The following is a 24,733-nucleotide window of genomic DNA, read 5'->3' on the forward strand; positions in this document are numbered from 1 at the left end:
ACGAGCGCGTCAGCGCCCTTCACGAAGAGCATCGGGCCAGTCGACATAGAGGATCGTGTCGTAGAAATACAGCGAGTAATGGCGCAGGCGCAGCCGGGCTCCCGCAGCGATCCCGTCGATCGCGGCGACGATGTCCAGCAGGTCCTGCACATGGTGGTAACAGGTGATGGCCATGCGCGGCCGGCACTCGTCGATCAGCCGCGCGGCCCCCCGCAGAACCCGTGCCTCATGGCCTTCCACATCCATTTTCAGCAAGGTCATGACATCGAGGACATCGTCGAGCCGCACGCACGGCACCTGCACGGTGCCGTCTATCTCGACCCTGCTTCCCATGGTGCCGTGGGCTGCGAATGCGAGATGGCCGCCGGTATCGGACACCGCCTGGTTATGCAGATGGAGACCGACACTTCCAGCAAGCGACGCATGCATGAGCCGGTAATTCGCCGGATCAGGCTCGAAGGCATGGATCGAAGCATATTCATGACGAGCCGCCAGCATGAACTTCTTCACCGTATCGCCATCGTAGGCACCGATATCCACGTAATGCTCGTCGCTTCGCAAGACGATCGGATGCTCGGGGCCCCGGTACAGGGAAAAGTATTCCTGCTCTCCCGGACACAACACGTCCAGCAACGCAGCGCGGTTGCCGTCCAAACGCAGGCGCATGATGGCTTCCAGGGTCTTCCGGCTTCGCTCGTCGGCCAGGCGCTCGCGCAGCGAGACGAACTCGGCGTGATGCTGCATCGCCAATTCGCGAGTCAGCGCGCCGGTCTGGTAGACCAAAGGAATATCCAGCAGGTAGAGAAGCTCGGGCAGATCGAGGGTGATGCATTGCGCAGTCTTCGCCAGGTGATCCAGCGTCAGCCAGGTAGGCAGCGAATAGGCACAATTCACCGCGGGTTTCCCTGCGTGGCATGGTTCCTTCAACTGGGCGGTAGGAATCACCTGGTCGAAACCATCGGGAACGCTATTGCTGGCGAAAAGCACATCGTCCACAGCAATCAGGCGAACCCCAGGCAGACGCTGCGACAAACCGGCAACCACCTGTGAGCGGAACACCCCTCCAAGATAGGAACTAGGCACCAGCACCAATAGATATCCGCTCCGTTCGCATCGCGAAAGGAAGTCCGCCTGCGTCATATCGTTTCCCGCCATCATCGACAGCTCCCCGCTCATAGGATGCGTGCCCCATCGGGCATGAGTTCATCGTAAAAGGAGTAATTGGGCAGTTCCCGGGGAAGCCTGCCCGGCAACAACCATTCGCAGTGTCGCCCCACCCGGGTGTCGGCGAGCGCGACGCTGCCCGCACCCAGCGTGCTGCCCTGGCCGATCTCCACTCGCCGTCCCAACTGCACGCCAGCGAGCAGCGTGCTACAGGTTCCGACCCGGCAGTCCTCCTCCACCAGGACCTGCAGCTCCAGCCAACTGCCAGTGCCGATGCGGGCAGGACCGGCGAGCACGCAACCGGCGCCGACGAACACGTTGCCCAGCAGTCGCACGCCTTCGCCGACGATGGCCTGAGGCGAGACGATATCGAATAGCCGGTAGCCCGCCAGGCGGATATCCGCGATGAGCTTGTGGCGGGCGTAGTTCACCGCCCGCTCGTCCAGCGCCACGAATACTTCGCTTTCCGCAGCGGGGTAGCGTTCGAGCAGAGGCGCAATATCGAAGTTGTGTCGATCCGCAGCATTCAGCTCCAGGACCCGGTGTTCCAGTCCCCGTTCCCGCGCAGTACTGTCCGCCCGTTCGAGCGCGCGCCCTTCCCCGACGATGATCGCCTGCTTCATGCCCTCTCCCCCAGTACCTGCGCGCGATACCACAGGTGCTGGCGCACCAGCTGCACCTCGTAGTCGCCGTGCATGAACGGCGGCGAATGTGCGCCCAGCCCCTCCTGGAGGCGTTCCAGGACCAGGGTGTCCTCGCCGATCACGTTACGCTCGCCGCGAATCAGGGTGCTCAGCAAAGCGCTGAAATCGGTCTTCGGATCCTTGCGCCGGGCAGTCATCATCCACAGGTGGTAGTCGGTCTCGCCGGGAGCCACCGGGTCGTACTGCTGGAGCAGGAAGTGCTCGCCGCGGACGCTGCAGAAGTTCACGTTCGGGTAGATGAACCAGTTGTAGTAGGCGTGCTCGTCGCCGTAGCCCTCACAGAGGTCGGAGAACCAGCTCTTGTAGGGCTGGATCGGCGCCTTGGTGGGGAAGCTCAGCGAACGCAGCTCCGGCGTTTCGCCTTCCTGCAGCAGGCGCAGCACCTCGGATGGCACCGCAGCCTCGCGTGCCAGACCGCGCACCGGGGCGGTCATCACCGGGAGGAAGGTCTTCGGATGGACGAAAGGAACATGGTTGTAGTCCTTCACGTTCTCCATGTTCAGCTTCCAGTTGTAGCGCACCTTGTGGCAGCTGTAGATCAGCCGCGTATCCAGGTGCGAGGAGACCTCCCGCAAGGTTTCCAGGAATCCATCGTCGAACTGCTCGCGCAGCGGCAGCGGGTCGTCCGCCAGGTTGACGAACAGCAGTTGCCCCACCTCTTCCAGGTGCAGCTTGCGCAAGCCGATCCGCGCCCGCTCCTCGGCGCTGAACTGGTACAGACTGGAGTTCGGAATGCCCTGTAGCTGCCCCTCGGCGCCGAACGACCAGGCATGGTACGGGCAGACCAGCGGTCGCTGGCCGGTGCATTCGGTCTGGATGGCCGACAGACGATGCGGACACTGGTTGAGAAAGGCCCGGATGCCGGACTCGGTACGCTGCACCACGACCGGCACGCCGGCGATCTTGCGGGTGAAGAACTGGTTGCGCTCGCGCACCATCGAACTGAAGCCGACGAAGATCCAGAGCCTGCCGAACAGCCTTTCGCGCTCCAGCGCGAGCGTCTGCGGCTCGGTGTAGTGCGCTGCGTCCAGCGCATGGCGAGTCATGTCCACATCCACAACCTTCACTTGCTGAAAATAACCCGGGCCGGATTGCCGACCACGGTCTGTCCGGCCGCCACGTCCTTGAACACCACCGCGCCCATGCCCACCACGGCGTCTTCGCCGATACTGACGTCGCGGGCGATCATCGCCCCGGAGTTGATCACCGCACGATCGCCCACCTTCACGTAGCCGGCCAGCAGGCAGCGCGGGCCGATATGTACATAGTCGCCGATGACCACGTCGTGGCCGAGCATGGTTTGCTGGTCGATGAAACCGTAGGCGCCGATACGGCAGTCCACGCCGCTGCTCACGTCGTAGCCGAAGAAGGTCGGGCCGTAGCTGGTCCGCACGCCAAGGGTGCAGCGGGTGCGGATAGCGACGAACTCGGCGCCCTTCGCCAGCAGGCATGCGACCTGCTTCTGGCGACTGAGCGGATCGCCGACCGCGGCGACGAACAGTTGGTCAGGCTCCGCGACGAAGCTCTCCGGATACCCGAGCCAAGGGTAGTAGAGCGACTCCGCGACCGCGTCGGGGCCGCGCTCGTCGAGAAACCCGCCGATCACCCAGTCGATGCCGTGACCGTAGTCGACCTGCAGCTGGGCCAGCACCTGACGCCCCAACCCACCGGCGCCGAGGATGATGATCCTCTTCATTGCATCGTCCTCAACTGATGGTCAGGCCGCCGTCCATCACCAGGGTCGTGCCGGTCACCCAGCGGCTGGCATCGGAAAGCATGAAGATAGCGGCGTTGGCGATATCCTCGGGCTTGCCGAAGCCCATCGGGTGGTTGCTGCGTTGACCGTCCATCGAACCGACCGTCTGGGTGGCTGCATCCAGAAGCGGTGTTTCCACCAGTGATGGAGACAGGCAGTTAACCCGGATGTTGCGCTTCACCACTTCCATGGCCAGGCAGCGGGACATGGCGATCAGAGCGGCCTTGGTTCCCGAGTATGCCCCCACTCCGGCAACCCCGATGTGGGCGGCGATGGAAGCGATGAACAGGATCGAACCGCCGGGCGCTACCAGGTTGCGTTTGAGCAACGCCTGGGTAAGCAGCATCGGCGAGTCGACATTGATCGACTGGACTTCATGCAAGTGCGCTTCGGTCATCATCCGCACTGGACACAGACGGGAAATACCGGCGCTATGCACCAGTCCATGGATTTCGCTGTCGACAGCCGCTACCACCGCAGCGCGCTCCTCGGCTACCCGAAGATCGGCCTGGACAGCACGGTGCGGCAGCTCCGAGATCGACTGCAAGGTTGTCAGGCATCCATCCAGGCGGGTCTGGTCACGTCCGGTAACGATCAGCTCGGCGCCCATCCGCGCGCAGCTCTGCGCGATGGCCAGGCCCAGGCCGGAGCTGGCGCCGGTGACCAGGATGCGCCTGCCCGACAGGCTGAAGGGATTGAAGGAAGTCTCGTCGTTCACTTGGCTGATTCCGCGTTCAAGGCTCTCAGGATTCGATCAGGTCGGGGAACTTCGCCCCTTCGATATCCACCAGGCAGGTCCCCCAGGACAGGCCGATACCGAAGCCGCAGAGCAACACGCGATTGCGGCCGGCCTCGAGTTCCCGGTTGATCCGCGCGGTCATGGTCACCGGCAGAGAGGCGCCGCTGGTGTTGCCGAAGTCGCGCAGGGTCGAAGGCACCTTCTCTACCGGCAGGCCGAGCTTCTTGCGGATGGTCTCGTTGATCATCCGGTTGGCCTGGTGGAAAACGAAGTAGTCCACTTCGTCCTTGCTCGCACCGGCATAGTCGAGCAGCTTTTCCACCGCCGGCGGTACGCGCTGGGTGGAGAAGCTGAGCACGGCGGTGCCGTCGAGCTGCAGGTCGATGGCACGGTGCCAATGGTCGTTCTCGTCCTCGCGGAACGGCATCAGGTGCTGCACGCCGACCGGTTCGCGATGGCCGCCCACCGGCAGGATGATGGCCTTGTAGCCGCTGCCGTCGCTGTTCAGGTCGAAATGCATCGGCGGCGCGCCTTCGCAGAACTCCAGCGCCGTCGCGGTGCCCGCGTCGGAGAAGATCGGATCGTTGACACTGGCGCCGCGGTCGCCGACCAGCACAAGGCCCTTCTTCACCCCGCCGGCGGCAATCAGCGAACCCAGCAGGTTGAGGGCGAACGGATAGGCCGAGCAACCCAGGTTGACGTCGAAGGCCACGGTGGAATGCGGCAGCCCCAGGCGGTCCTGGAGGATGATCGCGGTAGCCGGCGCCAGGTAGTCGGGAGACTGGGTCACGACGATCAGCGCATCGACCTCCTCGCGCTTCCACTCCAGGCTTTCCAGCAGGCGCTCGGCGGCGTCGAAGGCCAGGTCGGAGAAGCACTGCCACTCCTGCGCCATGCGCCGCGTCTCGATGCCGATGTTGCGCACCAGGCGTTCGCGCTCGGCGCGCAGCTGCGGCTTGCAGTCGGTCAGGTTGGAGATAACGCGCTTGGGGACGCAGGTCGCCATCCCGGCGAAACGGACGTTCTTCAGCGTGGATGTGGCCATGGTCAGAGTCCGAGCATCTGGTAGAGGTCGCCCACCGTGCGGGCCTTGATCAGGTCTTCGCCGGTGATGGTCTTGCCGTATTCCATGTCGAACATGACGATGACCCCGAGCGCGGCCAGCGAGTCCCATTCCGGCAGGTCTTCGAGCTGGGTGTCCATGCTGACCTCGACGGGATTCTGGAAATCGGTGGCGGAAAGGAAGTCTTCGATGAATTTTGCTTGGCTCATTTCTTGTCTACCTGAGTGAGGCGGTTGTTCATTCTGTTATCGGTCGCGACGGGCTCAACTTGATGCCCGCCGCCGCGGCATGGCGGCGGAAGCGATCAGGCCGGCGACGAACTCGACGTCTGCGGCGGCCAGCCCGGGATAGATCGGCAGGCACAGCACCCGCGAGGAAATCGACCGCGCCACCGGAAGATTGGCGGGCGCCGCCGAGGGCAGCGAATGGTACATGGGGAAGTCGCTGATGAGTGGGTAGAAGTAGCGCCGCACCAGCACATCCCTGTCGCGCAGGCGCTGGTACAGCTCGTCGCGCGAAAGCGGAAAATCGTCTTCCACCAGGATCGGGAAATAGGCGTTGTTGGCGAAGGTCTGGGTACCAGGCCGGAGGCACTGGATGCCAGGGACGCCGGCCAGCAGGCGCCGATAGCGCTCGGCGATCTCCCTGCGCTGCTCCAGGGCCTGGTCGACGTGCTTGAGTTGCAGCAGCCCGAAGGCAGCGCCGACCTCGTTGAGCTTGCCGTTGATGCCGGGCATGACCACCGTGACCTCGTCGACGAAGCCGAAATTCTTAAGGTGGTTGAGGCGTTGCCGGGTGTTTTCGTCCGAGCAGATGATCGCACCGCCCTCGAAGGTGTTGAACACCTTGGTGGCATGGAAGCTGAGGATGCTCAGGTCGCCGTGGCGCAGCACGCTGCCGCCGGCGTCGCGCACGGCGAAGGCATGCGCGGCATCGTAGATGACCTTCAGGTGGTGGATATCGGCGATCCGCTGGATAGCCTCGACATCGCAGGGGTTGCCGTAGCAATGCACCGGCAGGATCGCGGTGGTCTGCGGGGTGATCGCCGCCTCGATCCGCGACGGGTCGAGATTCATGGAGTCCTGGTCGATGTCCACGAAGATCGGCTTGAGCCCGTTCCACAGCAGCGCGTGGCTGGTGGCGACGAAGGAGTACGGCGTGGTGATCACCTCGCCGGTCACCCGCAATGCCTGCAGCGCGGTGATGAGCGCCAGGGTGGCGTTGGCGAAGAGCACAATGTGCTTCACCCCCAGGTACTCGCACAGGGCCTCTTCCAACGCATGGTGCATGTCGCCCCCGTTGGTCAGGAAACGGCTCTCCCAGATCTTTTCCAGGTAGGGGATGAACTCTTCCAGGGGCGGCAGCAGCGGGCTGGTGACCGGGATCGTCTTGTTGTTCATGTAGGGCCCTGATGAATGGATACTCAGGCGAGTAAAGGGCGAAAAACCCGAGCACGCCACTCTATGCAAGGCCCGTACCCAAAGAGCTTGATGCAGGTCAAAGCCCCTGGTCGCGCGGCCCCTGGCTGTTCCACAGGCGCTGCGGCGCGAATCGGCAGTCAAACTTCTGACAAATTCTCCCGTGTTTCCGTAGACCTTGCGGAACATACCCTCCAGCGACACAGGTACAGTCCCTGCGAACGAAAAGGCCCATGACGGAGTCATGGGCCCTGTTCCACAGAGGGACTGTCACTTCAGGTAGTTGAACAGGCTCAACCCCTGGATCTTCACGTAGCTCTGCTGCGCGGCATCCATGATGGTGGACTGCAACGACAGCCGCGACAACGCCTCGGCGTAGTCCAGGTCCTGGATCTGCGACATCACCGACGCATTCACCAGCTTCACATCGTCGATGAAGGTCTCGGTGCTTTCCACGGTATTCAGGCGCGCGCCGATCTTGCCCTGGCCGCCATCCACGGCGGCAGCCACGGCGGAGAGGTTGGTCAGGGCCACCGCCGTCGCATCGCGGATGGCGTCGTTGCCGGCCTGGTTGTCGGTGGAGCTTTCCAGGGCCTTGCGCAGGTCCGACACCACGTTCAGCAGGCTGCGCTTCTCGCTGCCCGGCTTGTAGTTGACGTTGAACTCGTCGCCCGCCTTCGGCGTGCCGTCGATCGTCACGCTGACGCCGGCGTAGAGCACCTTGTCGATGGTCTTCGGGTCGTCGTCGATGGCGCCCTTGGACAATTGCCAGGCCGGCGGCGAATTCGGATCGTAGGTGGTCCAGTCATAGCCCGGAGGCAGGCTCTTCGGATCGTAGACCACGTACTCCTTGTCGCTGACGAAGTGGATGTTGAAGCCGTCGGTTGCCGCAGGCGGATTGCTCGCCGGGAACTGGCTGTCGAAGGCCAGCTCGTCCTCGACCAGGCCGACCGAGATGCGACCGTCGCCGGTATTGCCAGCCGCCGCCTTGGTATCGAGACGAGCGGCGTTGACGATGTCCTCGAACAGCACCTTGCCGCTGTCGCTGACCGGAATCCGCGTGCTGCTGGCGATCTGCACCTCGCGCTGGCTCTCGTCGCCCATGTAGCTGTAGGTGCCGTCCTCGTTGCGCACGAACGGCTGCACCGAGCCCTGGGACCCGGAAAACAGGTATTTGCCACTCGCGTCGCGGCTGTTGAGCAGGTTCAGCAACTCGTCCTCGCGCTGGCGCAACTCGCTGGCCAGCGACTTCTTGTCGTTGGAGTCCAGTGCGCCGTCGCCGGCCTGGCCGGCGATCTCACGGATGCGCTGGAGGACGTTGCCGACCGAACGGAGGATGGTTTCCTCCTGGCTCAGGCTGTTCTTCGCCTCGGTCATGCCGGTCTTGTACTGCTCGTTCAACCCCTGTTCCTGGTCCAGGCGCAACAGGCGTACCGAACCGACCGGGTCGTCCGCCGGGGTCAGGATGCGCTTGCCGGTGCTGATCTGCTCGAAGGTACGGTTCAGGTCCGCGTAGTTGCGGGAAATCCCGTTGACCGAGTTGTTGAAGGCCTGGATGGTGGAAATGCGCATGGTGGCGGTCTCGCTGGCTTAGGCCCCGTCGAGAGAACTCAACGGAACGCTCCAATCAGGGTATCGAACAAAGTGCGGGCAACTTGAATCACCTGGGCCGAGGCACCGTAATACTGCTGGAACTGGATCAGGTTGGCCGCCTCTTCGTCGAGGCTCACCCCGGACAACGAATCGCGGCTGTCCTGGGCCTGCTTCAGCACCGTGGCGCTGGCCTCGCTGCTGGCACGCACCTGGGCGGTCAGGGTGCCGACCCGCTCGACCAGGCCACCATAGGCCTCGTTGTAGGTGGAACCGGTGTTGTCGGTGCCGCCGACGGTCGGCTTGGTCTGCAAGGCCAGCAGGTTGAGAGCGTTGCGGTTGTCGGAAATGCCCTTGTCGTTGAAGCCCAGCTTGAAGCTGTCGGAGTTCTGCGGTACGCCGCTGAGCTCGAATTCGTAGCTGTATTTCTGCCCGCTCGGGTCGGTGAACGCCATGCGCACGGTATTGGTATTGCCGCTGGTCAGCGTCGGGCTGCCGGTCAGGGCGTTACCGTCCTTGTCGACGTAGTTCCAGCCGGCCGGCAACGGCGAGGACAGGGTATAGGTCTTGCCGTCGGCGCTGAGCGTCGCGCCCAGGCTGATCCCGTTGGGCCCGAACGCGCCCTGTAGCACCGCCGGGTCCACCGGCGACGGACCGCTGGTGAGGGTCGGCGCGCCGATCTTGCCGGTGCCGCGGTTTTCGGTGGTCGATTCGGTACGCGCGGTACCGGCGAACGCCAGTTGCGAGGCATTCTTCAGCGTCGCCTCGATATCCGCCGCGCCACGCCGGGTCGGCTGCAGGGTGAAGCGGTCGCCGGCAGCCGGGAGCTGGTCGAGGGTCAGGTTGAAGCCCTGGTCGACGCCGTTGGCATCCTTGAACGAGAGGGTGTAGGGACCGGTACCGCTGACCGTGACCTGCATGCTTGCGTCGTCGCCCAGGCGCCGCGCGGTGAAATTGGTGCCGTCGAAGTCCAGGCGGAAATCGCTGGAATTCAGCTTGCTGGTATCGGTGATGTTCAGGTTGGCGTGGACATTGCCGGTGTTGCCGTTCTTCGCCAGGACCCGCAGCGCGGTGATGTCCGGATCGTTGATGTCGCCGAACAGGTTGGCGCCGGCCTTGCCGGCCAGGTCGAGGCCCTGCCCCAGTTGCTTGTTGATGGTATCGGCGAGGGTGATCGCCAACTGCCCGAGCTTGTTGTAGCTGCTGTCCAGGGCGCTGTTGCGGTAGGCCAGCAAGCCACCCATCTCGCCGCCGGACACCAGGCCGGTGACGTTCTGTATGGAGTTGCCGTTGCTCAGTTGCACCTGGTAGCGGGTCGGGTCATCCAGCCCGGGCACCACGCTCAGGGTCGACACGGTATTGCCCACCACCAGCGGCTGGCCGCTACCGATGAACAGGCTGACGCTGTTGTCGTCCTGGGTGACCGCGGTCACCCCGATCATCTCGGACAGCTTGCGCACGGCTTCGTCGCGCGCATCCATCAGGTCGTTGGGCACCGCGCCCGCCGACTTGGCCTTGGCGATGGCATCGTTGTAGCTGGCCACGCTCTGTGACAGATGGTTGACCTGCGAAGCCAGCGCGCCCAGTTGCTGGTTGATCAGGCTGTTCTGCTTGTCCAACTGGTCGTAGAGGGTATTGAAGGTCTTGCCCAGCCCCTCGGCCTGGGCAAGCACTGCCTCGCGCGCTTCGGTCGAGGAGGGATTGTTGGCGGCGGCCTGCAGTGCGGCGAAGAAGCGCTGCATGGCCGGGCTGACGCCGGTGGTGGTGTTGGACAACAGGCCGTCGAGCTGCTCGATCTGGCTACGGAATGCGCTCAACTCGCTGTTCTGGCTGGTGGCGTTGCGCAACTGGCCGGTGAGGAAGTCACTGGCCAGGCGGCGCACGTCGACGATCTGGCTGCCCGAGCCCATGTAGCCGGCACCGCTGAACTGCGGGACCTGGGTCTGCTGGATGGCATCCTGGCGGCTGTAGCCCGGCGTCTTGACGTTGGTGATGTTGTGCCCGGTGATGGTCAGCCAGGTCTGGCTGGTGCCGAGGCCGGACAGGCCTATCGAGAGTAGGTCGGACATGGGTCAGTTCCTCCTTGCTCAACCCAGAGGCGGCGTGCCGGCGGCGGCGACGGCCTGGTAGGTCTGCATCTGTCTGGCGATCTGCGCCACCTTGCGGGCGTACTGCGGATCGGTGGCGTAGCCGGCGCGCTGCAGTTCCTGCATGAAGCGCTCGGGGTTGGCGGCGCTGTCCAGGGCGTTCTGGTAGCGGTCGTTGCCCTGGAGGAAGCTGACGTAGTCGTGGAAGCTCTGCTCGAACGACGAGTAGGAGCGGAACGCCGCGACCTCCTTGACCGCCTTGCCGCCTTCGTATTCGGTGGTGAGGGCGCGCGCCGAGGCACCATCCCAGCGGCTGCCGGTCTTGATGCCGAACAGGTTGTGGCTGCTGCCGCCATCCTGCTGGCGGATGATCGATTTACCCCAGCCGGTCTCCAGCGCGGCCTGGGCCACCAGGTAGCGGGCATCGACGCCGATCCGCTCGGCGGCCTTCTGGGCCATCGGCAGCATGGTGGCGATGAATTCGTCGGCCGAGGCGAACATCGACTTGCCCCTGGCCAGCGGCGGCTGGGCGATGCGCCGGCTGCCCTGGCTGTCGACGCCATCGGTGGAGAAACCGCGGCGGCTCGCCGCCGGGTAGCTCTGCGCCGGCAGGTAGCTGTCCTGGCCCAGGCTCTGCATCTGGCTGGCGGCCGGCGAGGCGGAGGGAACGATGCCGGCGAGCATGCGCTCGGCCAGCTTGCCCGGCAGCGCCAGGCGCCGCTGGTTGAGCAGCTTCGAGTCGTCGCGGCCGGCTTCCGGCATCGGCAGGGCCTTGCCGGCCTGCGCGCCGGGGTTGCTCGGCCAGCGACCGGCGCCGTTCTCGGCGACCCGGGCGAACGGGTTCTCGCCGTTGCCCCTGGAGCCTTGCTTCATCTTCGACAACTGGCGCACCAGCACGTCGGCCAGGCCGATGCCGCCGGCATTCTTCGACAGGCTCACCGACAGTTGCTGGTCGTACATGTCCTGGTACTGCTTGGTGGTCTGGCTGTTCATGAAATTGCCGTCGCCCAGCGCTTCGTTGGCCGAACGCATGGACTTGAGCATCTCGTTGAGGAACAGCGATTCGAATTCCTGGGCGACCTTGCGGATGTTCGCTTCGCCGTCGCGGTCCTTGCCGACCTTGAGCTGGTTGAGGCGGTTGAGATCGGTATAGGAGCCGCTGTCGGGGCCTGCGCCGATACCGCTGAGCAAACGGGAATCCATGGCGTCGTCCTCAGATCACGATCAGGTCGGCCTGCAACGCGCCGGCCTGCTTCAGGGCTTCGAGGATCGCCATCAGGTCGCTCGGCGCGGCGCCGACCTGGTTCACCGCGCGGACGATGTCGTCCAGGGTGGTGCCGGGACCGAACTTGAACATCGGCTTGGTCTCCTCCTCGGCGTTCACCCGCGAGCGTGGCACCACCGCGGTCTGGCCGTTGGAGAAGGCACCGGGCTGGCTGACGATCGGGTCTTCGGTGATGCTCACGGTCAGGCTGCCGTGGGTGACGGCGGCCGGCGATACCTTGACGTTCTGGCCGATGACGATGGTGCCGGTGCGCGAATTGATGATGACCTTGGCCACCGCCTCGCCCGGCTGCACGTCGAGGTTCTCCAGGATCGACAGGTAGTCGACCCGCTGGTTCGGGTCGAGCGGTGCGCTGACCCGCACCGAGCCGCCGTCCACCGCATGGGCGACGCCCGGACCGAGCAGTTCGTTGATGCGGTCGACGATGCGCTTGGCAGTGGTGAAGTCCGGGCGGTTGAGGTTCAGCGTCAGGCTGTTGCCCTGGTCGAAGCCGCTCGGCACCGCGCGTTCGACGGTGGCGCCGGCCGGGATACGTCCGGCGGACGGTACGTTGACGGTGATCTTCGAGCCGTCGCGGCCTTCGGCGTCGAAGCCGCCGACCACCAGGTTGCCCTGGGCGACCGCGTAGACCTGGCCGTCGATACCTTTCAGCGGAGTCATCAGCAGGCTGCCGCCGCGCAGGCTCTTGGCGTTGCCGATGGACGACACGGTGACGTCGATCGGCTGGCCCGGCTTGGCGAACGGCGGCAGGTCGGCATGCACCGATACCGCGGCGACGTTCTTCAACTGCACGTTGCCGACGTTGGCCGGCACCTTGATGCCGAACTGCGCCAGCATGTTGTTGAAGGTCTGCAGGGTGAACGGCGTCTGCGTGGTCTGGTCGCCGCTGCCGCTCAGGCCGACCACCAGGCCATAGCCGATCAACTGGTTGGTCCGCACGCCCTGGATGCTGGCGATATCCTTCAATCGCTCGGCCTGGGCCGCGCCGGCGGCCAGGAGCAGCGCGGCGAGGGCCAGCAGGTGCTTGAACTTGGTCATCGCGAGCGTCCTCAGAACGGCCACAGCGGGCTGAGGAAGAAGCGGTCCAGCCAGCCCGGCTGACTGGCATCGGCGAAGGCGCCGGTGCCGGAATAGGTGATCCGGGCGTCGGCCACGCGGGTCGAGGACACGGTGTTGTCGGTGGCGATATCGTCGGCGCGGACCAGGCCGGCGATGCGCACCAGCTCGTTGCCGGTGTTCAGGGTCATCCACTTCTCGCCGCGCACGGAGAGGATGCCGTTGGGCAGCACCTCGGCCACGGTCACGGTGATCGAGCCGGTCAGGCTGTTGCTCTGCCCCGCCTGGCTGTCGCCCTTGGCGTCGCGCGAGCCGCCGTATTCGGCGCTGAGGCTGAGGTCGCCGCCGCCGATCGGGTTGTTGGTGGTCATGCCGCTACCGAACAGCGAGGTCAGCCCCATCTTGGTCTTGCTGTCCTTCTGGATATCGGAGTTGGCTTTCTTGCTCGCCTGGGTCTTCTCGTTGAGGGTGATGGTAATGATGTCGCCCACGCGGAAGGCCTTGCGGTCGTCGTAGAGATTCTGCTCGAAGCCGGCCTGGTAGATCGCGCCGTTGTTCTGCGCGGCGGGCAGCGGGGTGCGCGGCAGCACCGGCGCGTAGTACGGATCGTTCGGCTTCGGCGGTGGGCTGACGCAACCGCCCAGGGCGGTGGCGATGCCAAGCAGGGAGACGATCATCAGCCGGTTCATATCAAGCTACCTCGCGGCGTACAGCCAGGGCCCGGTCAGGGCCCGTCAAAGATTCTGGGTGACGAAGGACAACATCTGGTCGGCGGTGGAGATAACCTTGGAGTTCATCTCGTAGGCGCGCTGGGTGGTGATCATGTTCACCAGTTCCTCGACCACGTTGACGTTGGAGTTTTCCAGGGTGTTCTGGGCAACCGTGCCGAGGCCGTTGAGACCCGGCGTGCCGACCTGCGGCGCGCCGCTGGAGCCGGTTTCCAGGAACAGGTTGTTGCCGATGGCCTGCAGGCCGGCCGGGTTGATGAAGTCGGCGGTCTGGATGTTGCCGATCACCTGCGGCTGGGCGTTGCCGGTGGTGGTCACCGAGACGGTGCCGTCCTGGCCGACGGTGAAGGTCTGGGTCTCGTTGGGCACCACGATCGCCGGCTCCAGGGCGAAGCCGTTGGAGGTGACGATCTGCCCGTCGGAGTTCAGGTGGAAGCTGCCGTCGCGGGTGTAGGACACGGTGCCGTCCGGCAGCAGGACCTGGAAGAAGCCGCGCCCGTTGACCGCCATATCCAGCGGCTGCTCGGTGGTCTGCAGGCTGCCCGGGGTGAAGATCTTCTGGGTGCCGACGACGCGCACACCGGTACCCAGTTGCAGGCCCGAAGGCAGCTCGCTGTCCTGGGTCGACTGGCCGCCCGGCTGGCGCCGGATCTGGTACAGCAGGTCCTGGAACTCCGCGCGGTCGCGCTTGAAGCCGGTGGTGGATACGTTGGCCAGGTTGTTGGAAATGGTGGTCAGGTTCATGTCCTGGGCGGACAGACCGGTCTTGCTGACCCACAGTGCCGATAACATCGTCGTGCTCCTCGGGTGCCGGTTTTATGGCACCACGCTCAAGTGATTAGCTGATTTGCAAAACCCGCGCCATGGCCGCCGAATCGTCCTCGGCGGTGCGCATCATCTTCACGTGCAGCTCGAATTGGCGGGACAGCGAGAGGATCGCGGTCATCTCTTCCACCGCGTTCACGTTGCTGCTTTCCAGGAAACCGGAGACCACCTTCACGTTGGCGTCGGCCAGCGGCGCCTGCTCGCCCGGCTGCGGCTTGTAGTGCAGCAGACCGTCGGTACCCTTCTCCATCTGCTTCAGGTTCGGGTTGACCAGCTTGATCCGGTCCACCACGGCGACCACGTTGGGGTTCTCGCCAAGGGCGCGGATGCTGATGGTGCCGTCCTGGCCGATCTCCACCTTTTCCTCCGGCGGCACGGCGATCGGTCCGCCGTTGCCGAGCACCGGCAAACCGTCGCCGGTGCGCAGCATGCCGAGGGCGTCGATGTGCATGCCAGCGGTACGCACGTAGGCCTCGCTGCCATCCGGCGCCTGGACCGCGACGAAGCCGTCGCCGTCGATGGCGATGTCCAGCTCGTTGCCGGTTTCCTGGAGGCTGCCATGGCTGAAATCGGTACCGGGCCGCTCGCTCATGGCGAATACCCGCGCCGGGAAGCTGTCGCCGAACACCTGCATCGAACGCGCCTGCTCGAAGTCGCGACGAAAGCCGCTGGTCGAGATGTTCGCCAGGTTGTTGGCATGAGCGCGCATCGCCAGGGTGTTCTGGCTGGCCCCGCTCATGGAGACGTACAGCATCTTGTCCATCGAATCCTCCAGGCACCGGCACAATCCGCCGGGCTTTCTTGCAGGTTATCCAGCAAGCTCCGTGCCAGAATTCGAAAAACAAATTAAGTTATTGATTTAAATGGATTTTACAAAAAAGAAAGCCTCCTTTCGGAGGCTTCGGGGGCAACCCCTGGCCAGGGGTTGCCGCTGGCGGCAAGGGCCTTGCCGGCGCCCGGACGGCACCGGCTCGCCGTCATCAGCGCAGGTTGATGATGGTCTGGGTCACCGCATCCTCGGTCTGGATGGTCTTGGCGTTGGCCTGGTAGTTGCGCTGGTGGACGATGAGGTTCACCAGTTCGTTGGAGATGTCCACGTTGGACGCTTCCAGCGCGCCGGATTGCAGCGCCCCCAGGGTGCCCGAGCGCGGCGCGCCGACCGCCGGCTCGCCGGACTCCGCGGACTGCACCCAGGAGGTCTTGCCGATCGGCGTCAGACCCTGGATGTTGGCGAAGTTCGCCAGCACCACTTGGCCCTGCACCTTGGACTGGCCATTGGTGTAGCGGGCGAAGATCACCCCGGTGTCGTCGATTTCCAGGCCTGCCAGCTGACCGGTGGTGTAGCCGTCCTGGATCGGGTTGCTCTGGGCGAACGCGGTGGAGTACTGGGTGGTCTTGCGCATGTCGAAGGAGATGCCGCTGGCGGCACCGGTCGCGCCATTCCAGGCGTAGGTCGGCGGGGTCTTGCCGTCCGAGGCCGCCGGAATCCAGCCGGTGCCGGGAGTCGGCGGATTGCCGGTGGCCGGGCTGAACTGGATCACGTTGGTGGTCGCGTCGATGCTGAAGCCCGGCCCGCTGGTGCTGCCGTCCGGCGCCCGTACCGAGGTCATCTGGCCGCTGGCGTCGAAGGTGACGTTGAAGCTCATCGGCGTCTTGTTCGACGGGTCGAGCGGATTGACCCCGTCGATCAGCACTTTCATGGTCCAGCTGTTCTCTGGAATCGGCGGGGTCGCATTCGGATCCGGCTCGTTCTTGATGAAGAACTGGCTCATGGTGTGGGAATTGCCCTGGCTGTCATAGATGCCCAGCGAAGAGGACGAGTTGTAGGTGGCGGCGTCGGACGGATCGAACGGCGTCACGGTCGGCGGCTTCAGCGTCGAGTTGAGGTTGTACGACTGCTGGATGCTCGAGGTGGCCTGCGGCGCCTGGTTGGCGCGCTCGACCTTGAGGTCGGTGACCACGCCGTTCTGCAACTGGCCGTTCGGCCCGACGGCATAGCCTTGCAGGCGGTAGCCGTTGTTGTCGACGATGAAATCCTGCTTGTCGGTATTGAAGTAGCCGGCGCGGGTGTAGCTGATCGCCCCGTTGTTGCTGGTGACGAAGAAGCCGTTGCCGTTGATGGCCAGGTCCAGCACGCTGTTGGTCGAGTCGATGTTGCCCTGCTTGAACATCTGCGAGACGTCCGAGAGCAGCACGCCGCTGCCCTGCGGGTTGCTGCCCGAACCCAGCACCGAGGCGGCGTAGACGTCGGCGAACTCCGCGCGGGATTGCTTGAAGCCTACGGTGCCGGCGTTGGCGATGTTGTTGCCGGTGACGTTCAGGCCGCTGGAGGCCGCCTGGATGCCGCTCAGGCCGATGTTGAAACTCATGGATAGCTCCTTGCCGGAAACGCCGGCTTACTGGCCGATGATCTGTACTTTGGACAGCGCGATGCTGCCCAGGCCTGCGAGGTTGAGCATCAGCTCGCCGCCGTTCTGCCCCAGGGTGACGCTGTCGACGTTGGCCGGCAGGTAGGTCTGGAGCCCGTAGGTCTTGCCGTCGATCGAGGTCTGCGCCTCGAACTTGTAGGTGCCCGGCGGCATGATGTTGCCGCTGCTGTCCTTGCCGTCCCACATGAAGCTGACGCTGCCGGCAGCCTGCTGGCCGAGGTTGATGCGGTTCACCACGGTGCCCTTGTCGTCGTAGACGTTGACCCAGACGTTGCTGCTGGAAACCGGCAGGTTGAGGGACGCCTTGAAGGTGTCCTTGGTGTCCACCACCGACTTGTCGGTCGCCACGATGACCTTGCGCCCCACCAGCGACGAGGCTTGCAGGGCCTGCGACGACTGGTAGTTGGAGAGAATGCTCTCCATGCTCTTGTTCAGCGACTGCACGCCTTCCACGGTGCTGAACTGGGCCAGTTGGGCGATGAACTCGCCGTTCTGCTGCGGCGACATCGGGTCCTGGTTCTTCAACTGGGCCACCAGCAGCTTGAGGAATTCGTCCTTGCCCAGGTTGCTGCTGCCCTTGACGCTCTGCCCGGTCTCGGTGGCGCCGCTGCCGGCGGCGCGATTGCTGCCGTTGACGTTGCCGGTGTTGCTGCTGGTGCCGCTGACGTTATCGATGCTCATGCTCTACTCCGCTCACTGACCCAGGGTCAGGACCTTCTGCATCATCTGTTTGGCGGTATTCATCATTTCCGCGTTGGTCTGGAAGGCACGGCTGGCGGAAATCATGTCGGCCATTTCCTCGACCACGTTCACATTGGGGTAATACACGTAGCCGTTGGCATCCGCGGCCGGATGGTTCGGCTCGTAGCGCGGCATCAGCGAACTCTGGTCCTCGACGATGCCCAGCACCTGCACGCCGGCGCCGGAGCTGTCCTGGTCGGCGAACAGCGAGCCGCTGTCGCCCTGGGCCTGCTGGAACATGGTGGAGAACACCGGATGGCGGGCGCGGTAGGTCTTGTCGACGCTGGAGGAAACCGTCTCGGCGTTGGCGATGTTGCTGGCCACGGTGTTCAGGCGGGTGCTCTGGGCGCTCATGCCGCTACCGGCAATGTTGAAGACACTGGCGAGGGACATGGCGGTTACTCTCCACGCAGGGCGCTGACCAGCCCTTTGAATTTGCTGTTGAGGAAGGTGAAGGACGCCTGGAAGTGCATGGCGTTCTCGGCGTAGTTGGCCTGCTCGATCTGGGCGTCGACAGTGTTCTGGTCGATCGACGGCTGGACCGGGATGCGGTACTGCAGGCTGCCCTCGCCCATGCCGAAACCTTCGGCGGCGATATGCCGCTCGTTGGTGATGCGGGTGGCGAAGGTACCCTTGGCGGCCTTGTCCTTCTGCTCGGCGAGAACCGCGGCGAAGTCCAGGTCGCGAGCCTTGTAGTTCGGGGTATCGGCGTTGGCCAGGTTGTTGGCCAGCACTTCGGCGCGCTGGGCGCGGAAGCTGAGGGCCTGCTGGTGGATACCGAGTGCTCTGTCGAAACTGATGCTCATGGCTGCGAACCTGTTTGCCGGTGTGGCTTTCGTCGCCAACACTTCAGCAAGGCCCGTGCCAGATTATTAAAATCCTTTATATTCAATAACTTGAGTTTATTTCAGGACAACCCGGAAGCGGCAAGCGGCAAGCCGTTTCCGCTTGCCGGCAAGGGTGGCAAGCCCCTGGAACGGCTTCTCCGGCAAACGAAAAAAGGCCCGATATCGTCGATATCGGGCCTTTCCCATGCTTCCAGCCGCTGGGGACTCGGCTCACTCGTGGCGAATGATCCGCTCGAGATCCACCGGTTCGCCGGGATGGGCATGCAGCTTGGCGCGAATGTCCTCGAACATCGCATCGTATTCCTTGTGCACCCGGGTGATCGCGCCGAACTTCGGGTGCAGGCCGTGCTTCTGGGCGACCCGCGTGGCATCGCTGGCGAAGTTGAAGGCGGTATCGCGCGGCAGCTCGAAGGAGTCGCTGAACGACTTGCCATCGATCTCGCCGTCCATGTCGAAGTGCACATAGGCGCCGGATTCGGCGTTCTGCCGCACCTCGTAGCGGATATGGATATTGATGTCCTGCTGGTCGAGGCCGGGCAGGCTGACCAGATGGAGGTGGCCTGGTTCGAACATGACGAATCTCCTGGTGGGAATCGGAATCAGTCTAGCCAGGGTCGAGCGAAAGAAAACCGCCCTGGATCAGTGCAACGTCGCTTTTTCCGCGCGTTCCTGAATGACCACCCAGGGCGCCACCACCACCGCCCAGAGGGTCGGGTCGCGTTCGAGGAAGTCCTTGGCCGCGTCCTCCCCGACCTTGCTCAGGCCGCCGCCGGAAAGCCAGGCGGCGACCTTCTCGCGGGCGTCCCCGGCCAGGGCCTCGGCGACTTCCACCAGGTCCAGCGCGGCATCGACCTGGAGCAAGGCGCCACGGGCGAAGAACGGTTGCAGCTCGGCCCAGGAAATGACCGCGGTCTCGCCGAGCAGCTTGGCATAGAGGGTGCTAGTTTGTTCTGTCATGGGATCTACCTGGATTGCATGGGCGCCATGATAACGCCCGCCGGTAGCCCACGACAGCCGAAGGGAAACCGGGCCCAGGGAGGTGATGCAGGTCCGCGCCGTTTTTCTATACGTTTATGTCAACCAGGCGACACGACTCACGGGAGCTCGCCGTGCCGTGCTTTTCAAGCGACGAAGCGCCGCTCTACACTGTACCGGTACAGTTCCCGGGGTCCGTCCATGACGATCACCCGGTCTCCTCCGGCCCCCGCAGCCGCGAGACTACAACAATGACAACACACAAGAAGAGTGGAGCACTATGAAGAAGGGTACTCAGCGTCTATCCCGCCTGTTCGCCGCGATGGCCATTGCCGGGTTCGCCAGCTACTCCATGGCCGCCGACACCATCAAGATCGCCCTGGCTGGCCCGGTCACCGGTCCGGTAGCCCAGTACGGCGACATGCAGCGCGCCGGTGCGCTGATGGCAATCGAACAGATCAACAAGGCAGGCGGCGTGAACGGCGCGCAACTCGAAGGCGTGATCTACGACGACGCCTGCGATCCCAAGCAGGCCGTGGCGGTCGCCAACAAGGTGGTCAACGACGGCGTCAAGTTCGTGGTCGGCCATGTCTGCTCCAGCTCCACCCAACCCGCCACCGACATCTACGAAGACGAAGGCGTGCTGATGATCACCCCGTCGGCCACCGCCCCGGAAATCACCTCGCGCGGCTACAAACTGATCTTCCGCACCATCGGCCTGGACAACATGCAGGGCCCGGTGGCCGGCAAGTTCATCGCCGAACGCTACAAGGACAAGACCATCGCGGTACTGCACGACAAGCAGCAGTACGGCGAAGGCATCGCCACCGAGGTGAAGAAGACCGTGGAAGACGCCGGCATCAAGGTTGCCGTCTTCGAAGGCCTGAACGCCGGCGACAAAGACTTCAACGCGCTGATCAGCAAGCTGAAGAAAGCCGGCGTGCAGTTCGTCTACTTCGGCGGCTACCACCCGGAAATGGGCCTGCTGCTGCGCCAGGCCAAGCAGGCCGGGCTGGACGCGCGCTTCATGGGCCCGGAAGGGGTCGGCAACAGCGAAATCACCGCGATCGCCGGCGACGCCTCGGAAGGCATGCTGGCGACCCTGCCGCGCGCCTTCGAGCAGGATCCGAAGAACAAGGCCCTGATCGACGCCTTCAAGGCGAAGAACCAGGATCCGAGCGGCATCTTCGTCCTGCCCGCCTACTCCGCGGTCACCGTGATCGCCAAGGGCATCGAGAAAGCCGGCGAGGCCGATCCGGAGAAGGTCGCCGCGGCCCTGCGCGCCAACACCTTCGAGACTCCCACCGGGAACCTCGGGTTCGATGAGAAGGGCGACCTGAAGAACTTCGACTTCACCGTCTACGAGTGGCACAAGGACGCCACCCGGACCGAGGTCAAGTAAGCATCGTTGCAGTACGGAGCCCACGTCACCCACCGTGGGCTTTGTTTTAGTACCCGCATGATTCCGCGAGCGGCGGCCCGGCAAGGGCAGGCGAAGACCGGCAGCGTTCACTCCTGGTGGACGGGAGCGCGGCTTTCCCCTGCCTCCCGCCGGCCCGCCGCGCGCCGGATCGTGACGGGTCTCAGCAGCGTTCCGGCCCCACACCCGCGAGCCGAACGTCTACCTGCCGTACAACGGCGGGCGTTTAGCGAGAGAGTCCCATGCCCGAGATTTATCATTACCTACAACAATTGGTTAACGGCCTGACCGTCGGCAGCACCTATGCGCTGATCGCGATCGGCTACACCATGGTCTACGGCATCATCGGCATGATCAACTTCGCCCACGGCGAGGTGTACATGATCGGCTCGTACATCGCCTTCATCGCCATCACCCTGCTGGCGATGATGGGGCTGGACAGCGTTCCGCTGATGATGCTCGCCGCGTTCGCCGCCAGCATCATCGTCACCAGTGCCTTCGGCTACAGCATCGAGCGGGTCGCCTACCGCCCGTTGCGCGGCGGCAACCGCCTGATCCCGCTGATCTCCGCGATCGGCATGTCGATCTTCCTGCAGAACGCCGTGATGCTCTCGCAGGACTCCAAGGAAAAGGCCATCCCGACCCTGCTGCCCGGCAACTTCGTGTTCGGCGAAAGCAGCATGAACGGCGTGGTGATCTCCTATATGCAGATCCTGATCTTCGTCGTCACCTTCCTGGTGATGTTCGGCCTCACCCTGTTCATCTCCCGCTCCCGCCTGGGCCGCGCCTGCCGCGCCTGCGCCGAGGATCTGAAGATGACCAACCTGCTGGGTATCAACAGCAACAACATCATCGCCCTCACCTTCGTCATCGGCGCTGCCCTGGCCGCCGTCGCCGCGGTGCTGCTGGGCATGCAGTACGGCGTGATCAACCCCGGGATCGGCTTCCTCGCCGGGATCAAGGCGTTCACCGCCGCGGTGCTCGGCGGCATCGGCAGCATCCCCGGGGCCATGCTCGGCGGCCTGCTGCTGGGCGTCGCCGAAGCCTTCGGCGCCGACGTGTTCGGCGACCAGTACAAGGACGTGGTGGCCTTCGGCCTGCTGATCCTGGTGCTGCTGTTCCGACCTACCGGCATCCTCGGTCGTCCGGAGGTGGAAAAAGTATGAGCCAGTCCCTCAAGCGCGCGCTGTTCAGCGCCCTCCTCGTGATCCTGGTGTCCTATCCGATCCTCGGCCTGAAGCTGCGCACCGTCGGCATCAAGCTCGAGGTCCTCGGCGCCGATGCGCAGACCCTCTGGACCATCGCCGCGGCCGCCCTGGCCATGTTCGTCTGGCAGCTGTTCCGCGACCGCATCCCGCTCAAGCTGGGTCGCGGCGTCGGCTACAAGGTCAACGGCAGCGGCCTGAAGAACTTCCTCAGCCTGCCATCGACCCAGCGCTGGGCGGTCCTCGCCCTGGTCGTGGTGGCTTTCGTCTGGCCGTTCTTCGCCTCGCGCGGGGCGGTGGACATCGCCACCCTGATCCTGATCTACGTGATGCTCGGCATCGGACTGAACATCGTGGTCGGCCTGGCCGGCCTGCTCGACCTCGGCTACGTCGGCTTCTACGCGGTGGGTGCCTACACCTACGCGCTGCTCGCCGAGTACGCCGGGTTCGGCTTCTGGACCGCGCTGCCGATCGCCGGGATGATGGCCGCGCTGTTCGGTTTCCTCCTCGGTTTCCCGGTGCTGCGCCTGCGCGGCGACTACCTGGCGATCGTGACCCTCGGCTTCGGCGAGATCATCCGCATCCTGCTGCGCAACATGACCGAGATCACCGGCGGCCCCAACGGCATCGGCTCGATCCCCAAGCCGACCCTGTTCGGCCTGACCTTCGAACGCCGCGCGCCGGAAGGCATGCAGACCTTCCACGAGTTCTTCGGCATCGCCTACAACACCAACTACAAGGTCATCCTGCTCTACGTGGTGGCCCTGCTGCTGGTGCTGCTGGCCCTGTTCGTGATCAACCGGCTGATGCGCATGCCGATCGGTCGCGCCTGGGAAGCGCTGCGCGAGGACGAAGTGGCCTGCCGCGCTCTCGGTCTCAACCCGACCATCGTCAAGCTCTCCGCCTTCACCATCGGCGCCAGCTTCGCCGGTTTCGCCGGCAGCTTCTTCGCCGCCCGCCAGGGCCTGGTGACGCCTGAGTCCTTCACCTTCATCGAGTCGGCGATGATCCTTGCGATCGTCGTGCTCGGCGGCATGGGTTCGCAGCTCGGCGTGATCCTCGCCGCGGTGGTGATGGTGCTGCTCCAGGAAATGCGCGGGTTCAACGAATACCGCATGCTGATCTTCGGCCTGACCATGATCGTGATGATGATCTGGCGTCCCCAGGGACTGCTGCCGATGCAACGCCCGCACCTGGAGCTGAAGCCATGAGCCGACCGATTCTCGAAGTGAGCGGCCTGACCATGCGCTTCGGCGGCCTGCTGGCCGTCAACGGCGTCAACCTGAAGGTCGAGGAAAAGCAGGTGGTCTCGATGATCGGCCCGAACGGCGCCGGCAAGACCACCGTGTTCAACTGCCTGACCGGCTTCTACCAGCCCACCGGCGGCCTGATCCGCCTCGACGGCGAGGAGATCCAGGGCCTGCCCGGCCACAAGATCGCTCGCAAGGGCGTGGTGCGGACCTTCCAGAACGTCCGCCTGTTCAAGGAAATGACCGCGGTGGAGAACCTGCTGGTCGCCCAGCACCGCCACCTCAACACCAACTTCCTCGCCGGCCTGTTCAAGACCCCGGCATTCCGCCGCAGCGAGCGCGAGGCCATGGAGTACGCCGCGCACTGGCTGGAGGAAGTCAACCTTACCGAGTTCGCCAACCGCAGCGCCGGCACCCTCGCCTACGGCCAGCAGCGACGCCTGGAGATCGCCCGCTGCATGATGACCCGCCCGCGGATCCTCATGCTCGACGAGCCGGCCGCCGGCCTCAACCCGAAGGAGACCGACGACCTCAAGGCGCTGATCGCCAAGCTGCGCAGCGAGCACAACGTGACGGTATTGCTGATCGAGCACGACATGAAGCTGGTGATGAGCATTTCCGACCATATCGTGGTGATCAACCAGGGCGCCCCCCTGGCCGACGGGACGCCGGAGCAGATCCGCGACAACCCGGACGTGATCAAGGCTTATCTGGGGGAAGCGTGAGCATGCTGAGTTTCGACAAGGTTTCCACCTACTACGGCAAGATCCAGGCGCTGCACGACGTCAGCGTGGAAGTGAAGAAGGGCGAGATCGTCACCCTGATCGGCGCCAACGGCGCCGGCAAGTCGACCCTGCTGATGACGCTCTGCGGCTCGCCGCAGGCGGCCAGCGGCAGCATCCGCTACGAAGGCGAGGAACTGGTCGGCCTGCCCTCCTCCACCATCATGCGCAAGAGCATCGCGGTGGTCCCGGAAGGCCGCCGGGTCTTCTCCCGCCTGACGGTGGAAGAAAACCTGGCGATGGGCGGCTTCTTCACCGACAAGGACGACTACCAGGTGCAGATGGACAAGGTGCTGGAACTCTTCCCGCGCCTGAAGGAACGCTACGAACAGCGCGCCGGGACCATGTCCGGCGGCGAACAGCAGATGCTCGCCATCGGCCGCGCGCTGATGAGCAAGCCAAAGCTGTTGCTGCTGGACGAACCTTCGCTCGGCCTGGCGCCGATCATCATCCAGCAGATCTTCGAGATCATCGAGCAGCTGCGTCGCGAAGGCGTCACCGTGTTCCTCGTCGAGCAGAACGCCAACCAGGCGTTGAAGCTCGCCGATCGCGCCTACGTGCTGGAGAACGGCCGGATCGTCATGCACGACACCGGCGCCGCCCTGCTGACCAACCCGAAGGTGCGCGACGCCTACCTCGGCGGCTGAGCACCGTCCCGCCGGAGACTT

At 64.4% G+C, this 24,733-nt stretch carries 26 protein-coding genes; 5 read left to right on the top strand and 21 right to left on the bottom strand.

Going from position 1 to position 24,733, the window contains the following annotated elements; all coding sequences use genetic code 11:
• Positions 1-9: 9 nt before the first annotated feature.
• From M6E97_RS17590 to M6E97_RS17690, 21 genes are all read right to left on the bottom strand, one after another.
• The gene (locus M6E97_RS17590; protein ID WP_077565757.1) at positions 10-1,176 is read right to left on the bottom strand and encodes an FkbM family methyltransferase; all 1,167 of its coding nucleotides are present in this window, start codon (positions 1,174-1,176) and stop codon (positions 10-12) included.
• Complete coding sequence (locus tag M6E97_RS17595) at positions 1,173-1,787, bottom strand: acetyltransferase (protein WP_003086429.1); 615 nt, start codon at positions 1,785-1,787, stop codon at positions 1,173-1,175. Before M6E97_RS17595 ends, M6E97_RS17590 begins: the two co-directional genes overlap by 4 nt.
• Entirely contained in the window at positions 1,784-2,914 is a 1,131-nt protein-coding gene (locus M6E97_RS17600) for an aromatic ring-hydroxylating oxygenase subunit alpha (RefSeq protein WP_003158206.1), read from the bottom strand. The genes M6E97_RS17595 and M6E97_RS17600 overlap by 4 nt, the downstream gene beginning before the upstream one ends.
• A 17-nt stretch (positions 2,915-2,931) precedes the next feature.
• On the bottom strand, positions 2,932-3,564 hold the full coding sequence (locus M6E97_RS17605; RefSeq protein WP_003086423.1) for an acetyltransferase: 633 nt from the start codon (positions 3,562-3,564) through the stop codon (positions 2,932-2,934).
• A 10-nt stretch (positions 3,565-3,574) separates the two neighbouring features.
• Entirely contained in the window at positions 3,575-4,342 is a 768-nt protein-coding gene (locus M6E97_RS17610; RefSeq protein WP_003086422.1) for an SDR family NAD(P)-dependent oxidoreductase, read from the bottom strand.
• 25 nt (positions 4,343-4,367) lie between these two features.
• Positions 4,368-5,408 carry a ketoacyl-ACP synthase III gene (locus M6E97_RS17615; protein ID WP_003086420.1) on the bottom strand — a complete coding sequence of 347 codons (1,041 nt, stop codon included), beginning with the start codon at positions 5,406-5,408 and terminating at the stop codon, positions 4,368-4,370.
• Positions 5,409-5,410: 2 nt separating this feature from the next.
• Entirely contained in the window at positions 5,411-5,635 is a 225-nt protein-coding gene (locus M6E97_RS17620; RefSeq protein ID WP_003086419.1) for an acyl carrier protein, read from the bottom strand.
• Positions 5,636-5,689: 54 nt separating this feature from the next.
• Positions 5,690-6,826 carry a DegT/DnrJ/EryC1/StrS family aminotransferase gene (locus M6E97_RS17625; RefSeq protein WP_003086416.1) on the bottom strand — a complete coding sequence of 379 codons (1,137 nt, stop codon included), beginning with the start codon at positions 6,824-6,826 and terminating at the stop codon, positions 5,690-5,692.
• Positions 6,827-7,114: 288 nt separating this feature from the next.
• Entirely contained in the window at positions 7,115-8,416 is a 1,302-nt protein-coding gene (gene flgL, locus M6E97_RS17630; protein WP_003086414.1) for a flagellar hook-associated protein FlgL, read from the bottom strand.
• Positions 8,417-8,454: 38 nt separating this feature from the next.
• The gene (gene flgK / locus M6E97_RS17635; protein ID WP_003133935.1) at positions 8,455-10,503 is read right to left on the bottom strand and encodes a flagellar hook-associated protein FlgK; all 2,049 of its coding nucleotides are present in this window, start codon (positions 10,501-10,503) and stop codon (positions 8,455-8,457) included.
• Between the two features lie 18 nt (positions 10,504-10,521).
• Positions 10,522-11,724 carry a flagellar assembly peptidoglycan hydrolase FlgJ gene (gene flgJ / locus M6E97_RS17640; RefSeq protein ID WP_003133938.1) on the bottom strand — a complete coding sequence of 401 codons (1,203 nt, stop codon included), beginning with the start codon at positions 11,722-11,724 and terminating at the stop codon, positions 10,522-10,524.
• A gap of 10 nt (positions 11,725-11,734) precedes the next feature.
• On the bottom strand, positions 11,735-12,844 hold the full coding sequence (locus M6E97_RS17645; protein WP_003082169.1) for a flagellar basal body P-ring protein FlgI: 1,110 nt from the start codon (positions 12,842-12,844) through the stop codon (positions 11,735-11,737).
• An 11-nt stretch (positions 12,845-12,855) separates the two neighbouring features.
• Positions 12,856-13,551, bottom strand: coding sequence for a flagellar basal body L-ring protein FlgH (gene flgH / locus M6E97_RS17650; RefSeq protein ID WP_003086407.1), 696 nt, complete (start codon positions 13,549-13,551; stop codon positions 12,856-12,858).
• Positions 13,552-13,596: 45 nt separating this feature from the next.
• Positions 13,597-14,382, bottom strand: coding sequence for a flagellar basal-body rod protein FlgG (gene flgG, locus M6E97_RS17655; protein WP_003082164.1), 786 nt, complete (start codon positions 14,380-14,382; stop codon positions 13,597-13,599).
• Between the two features lie 46 nt (positions 14,383-14,428).
• Positions 14,429-15,178 carry a flagellar basal-body rod protein FlgF gene (gene flgF / locus M6E97_RS17660; RefSeq protein WP_003082159.1) on the bottom strand — a complete coding sequence of 250 codons (750 nt, stop codon included), beginning with the start codon at positions 15,176-15,178 and terminating at the stop codon, positions 14,429-14,431.
• Positions 15,179-15,395: 217 nt separating this feature from the next.
• Positions 15,396-16,784 carry a flagellar hook protein FlgE gene (flgE, locus tag M6E97_RS17665; RefSeq protein ID WP_003086405.1) on the bottom strand — a complete coding sequence of 463 codons (1,389 nt, stop codon included), beginning with the start codon at positions 16,782-16,784 and terminating at the stop codon, positions 15,396-15,398.
• Between the two features lie 27 nt (positions 16,785-16,811).
• Positions 16,812-17,525, bottom strand: coding sequence for a flagellar hook assembly protein FlgD (gene flgD, locus M6E97_RS17670; RefSeq protein WP_003111390.1), 714 nt, complete (start codon positions 17,523-17,525; stop codon positions 16,812-16,814).
• A 12-nt stretch (positions 17,526-17,537) separates the two neighbouring features.
• On the bottom strand, positions 17,538-17,978 hold the full coding sequence (flgC, locus tag M6E97_RS17675) for a flagellar basal body rod protein FlgC (RefSeq protein WP_003082150.1): 441 nt from the start codon (positions 17,976-17,978) through the stop codon (positions 17,538-17,540).
• 5 nt (positions 17,979-17,983) lie between these two features.
• Entirely contained in the window at positions 17,984-18,391 is a 408-nt protein-coding gene (gene flgB, locus M6E97_RS17680) for a flagellar basal body rod protein FlgB (protein ID WP_003133966.1), read from the bottom strand.
• A gap of 252 nt (positions 18,392-18,643) precedes the next feature.
• Positions 18,644-19,006 carry a DUF5064 family protein gene (locus M6E97_RS17685; RefSeq protein ID WP_003111391.1) on the bottom strand — a complete coding sequence of 121 codons (363 nt, stop codon included), beginning with the start codon at positions 19,004-19,006 and terminating at the stop codon, positions 18,644-18,646.
• Positions 19,007-19,072: 66 nt separating this feature from the next.
• Positions 19,073-19,390, bottom strand: a complete 318-nt coding sequence (locus M6E97_RS17690) for a DUF2288 domain-containing protein (RefSeq protein ID WP_003133968.1) — start codon at positions 19,388-19,390, stop codon at positions 19,073-19,075.
• Positions 19,391-19,688: 298 nt separating this feature from the next.
• Here M6E97_RS17690 and M6E97_RS17695 point away from each other — a divergent pair, with 298 nt between their 5' ends.
• The 5 genes from M6E97_RS17695 (at position 19,689) to M6E97_RS17715 (ending at position 24,712) form a co-directional block, all read left to right on the top strand.
• Positions 19,689-20,810: a branched-chain amino acid ABC transporter substrate-binding protein gene (locus M6E97_RS17695; protein WP_003086396.1), complete on the top strand. Its 1,122-nt coding sequence runs from the start codon at positions 19,689-19,691 to the stop codon at positions 20,808-20,810.
• A gap of 260 nt (positions 20,811-21,070) precedes the next feature.
• Positions 21,071-21,994 (top strand): high-affinity branched-chain amino acid ABC transporter permease LivH, encoded by a 924-nt coding sequence (livH, locus tag M6E97_RS17700; protein WP_003086391.1) that lies wholly within the window; start codon positions 21,071-21,073, stop codon positions 21,992-21,994.
• The gene (locus tag M6E97_RS17705) at positions 21,991-23,244 is read left to right on the top strand and encodes a high-affinity branched-chain amino acid ABC transporter permease LivM (RefSeq protein ID WP_003082131.1); all 1,254 of its coding nucleotides are present in this window, start codon (positions 21,991-21,993) and stop codon (positions 23,242-23,244) included. The genes livH and M6E97_RS17705 overlap by 4 nt, the downstream gene beginning before the upstream one ends.
• On the top strand, positions 23,241-24,008 hold the full coding sequence (gene livG, locus M6E97_RS17710; RefSeq protein WP_003082125.1) for a high-affinity branched-chain amino acid ABC transporter ATP-binding protein LivG: 768 nt from the start codon (positions 23,241-23,243) through the stop codon (positions 24,006-24,008). Before M6E97_RS17705 ends, livG begins: the two co-directional genes overlap by 4 nt.
• 2 nt (positions 24,009-24,010) lie before the next feature.
• Positions 24,011-24,712 carry an ABC transporter ATP-binding protein gene (locus M6E97_RS17715; protein WP_003086389.1) on the top strand — a complete coding sequence of 234 codons (702 nt, stop codon included), beginning with the start codon at positions 24,011-24,013 and terminating at the stop codon, positions 24,710-24,712.
• The last annotated feature ends 21 nt before the right edge of the window (positions 24,713-24,733 follow it).

The sequence above is a fragment of the Pseudomonas sp. B111 genome, from assembly GCF_026428275.1.
Taxonomy (GTDB): Bacteria; Pseudomonadota; Gammaproteobacteria; order Pseudomonadales; family Pseudomonadaceae; genus Pseudomonas; species Pseudomonas aeruginosa.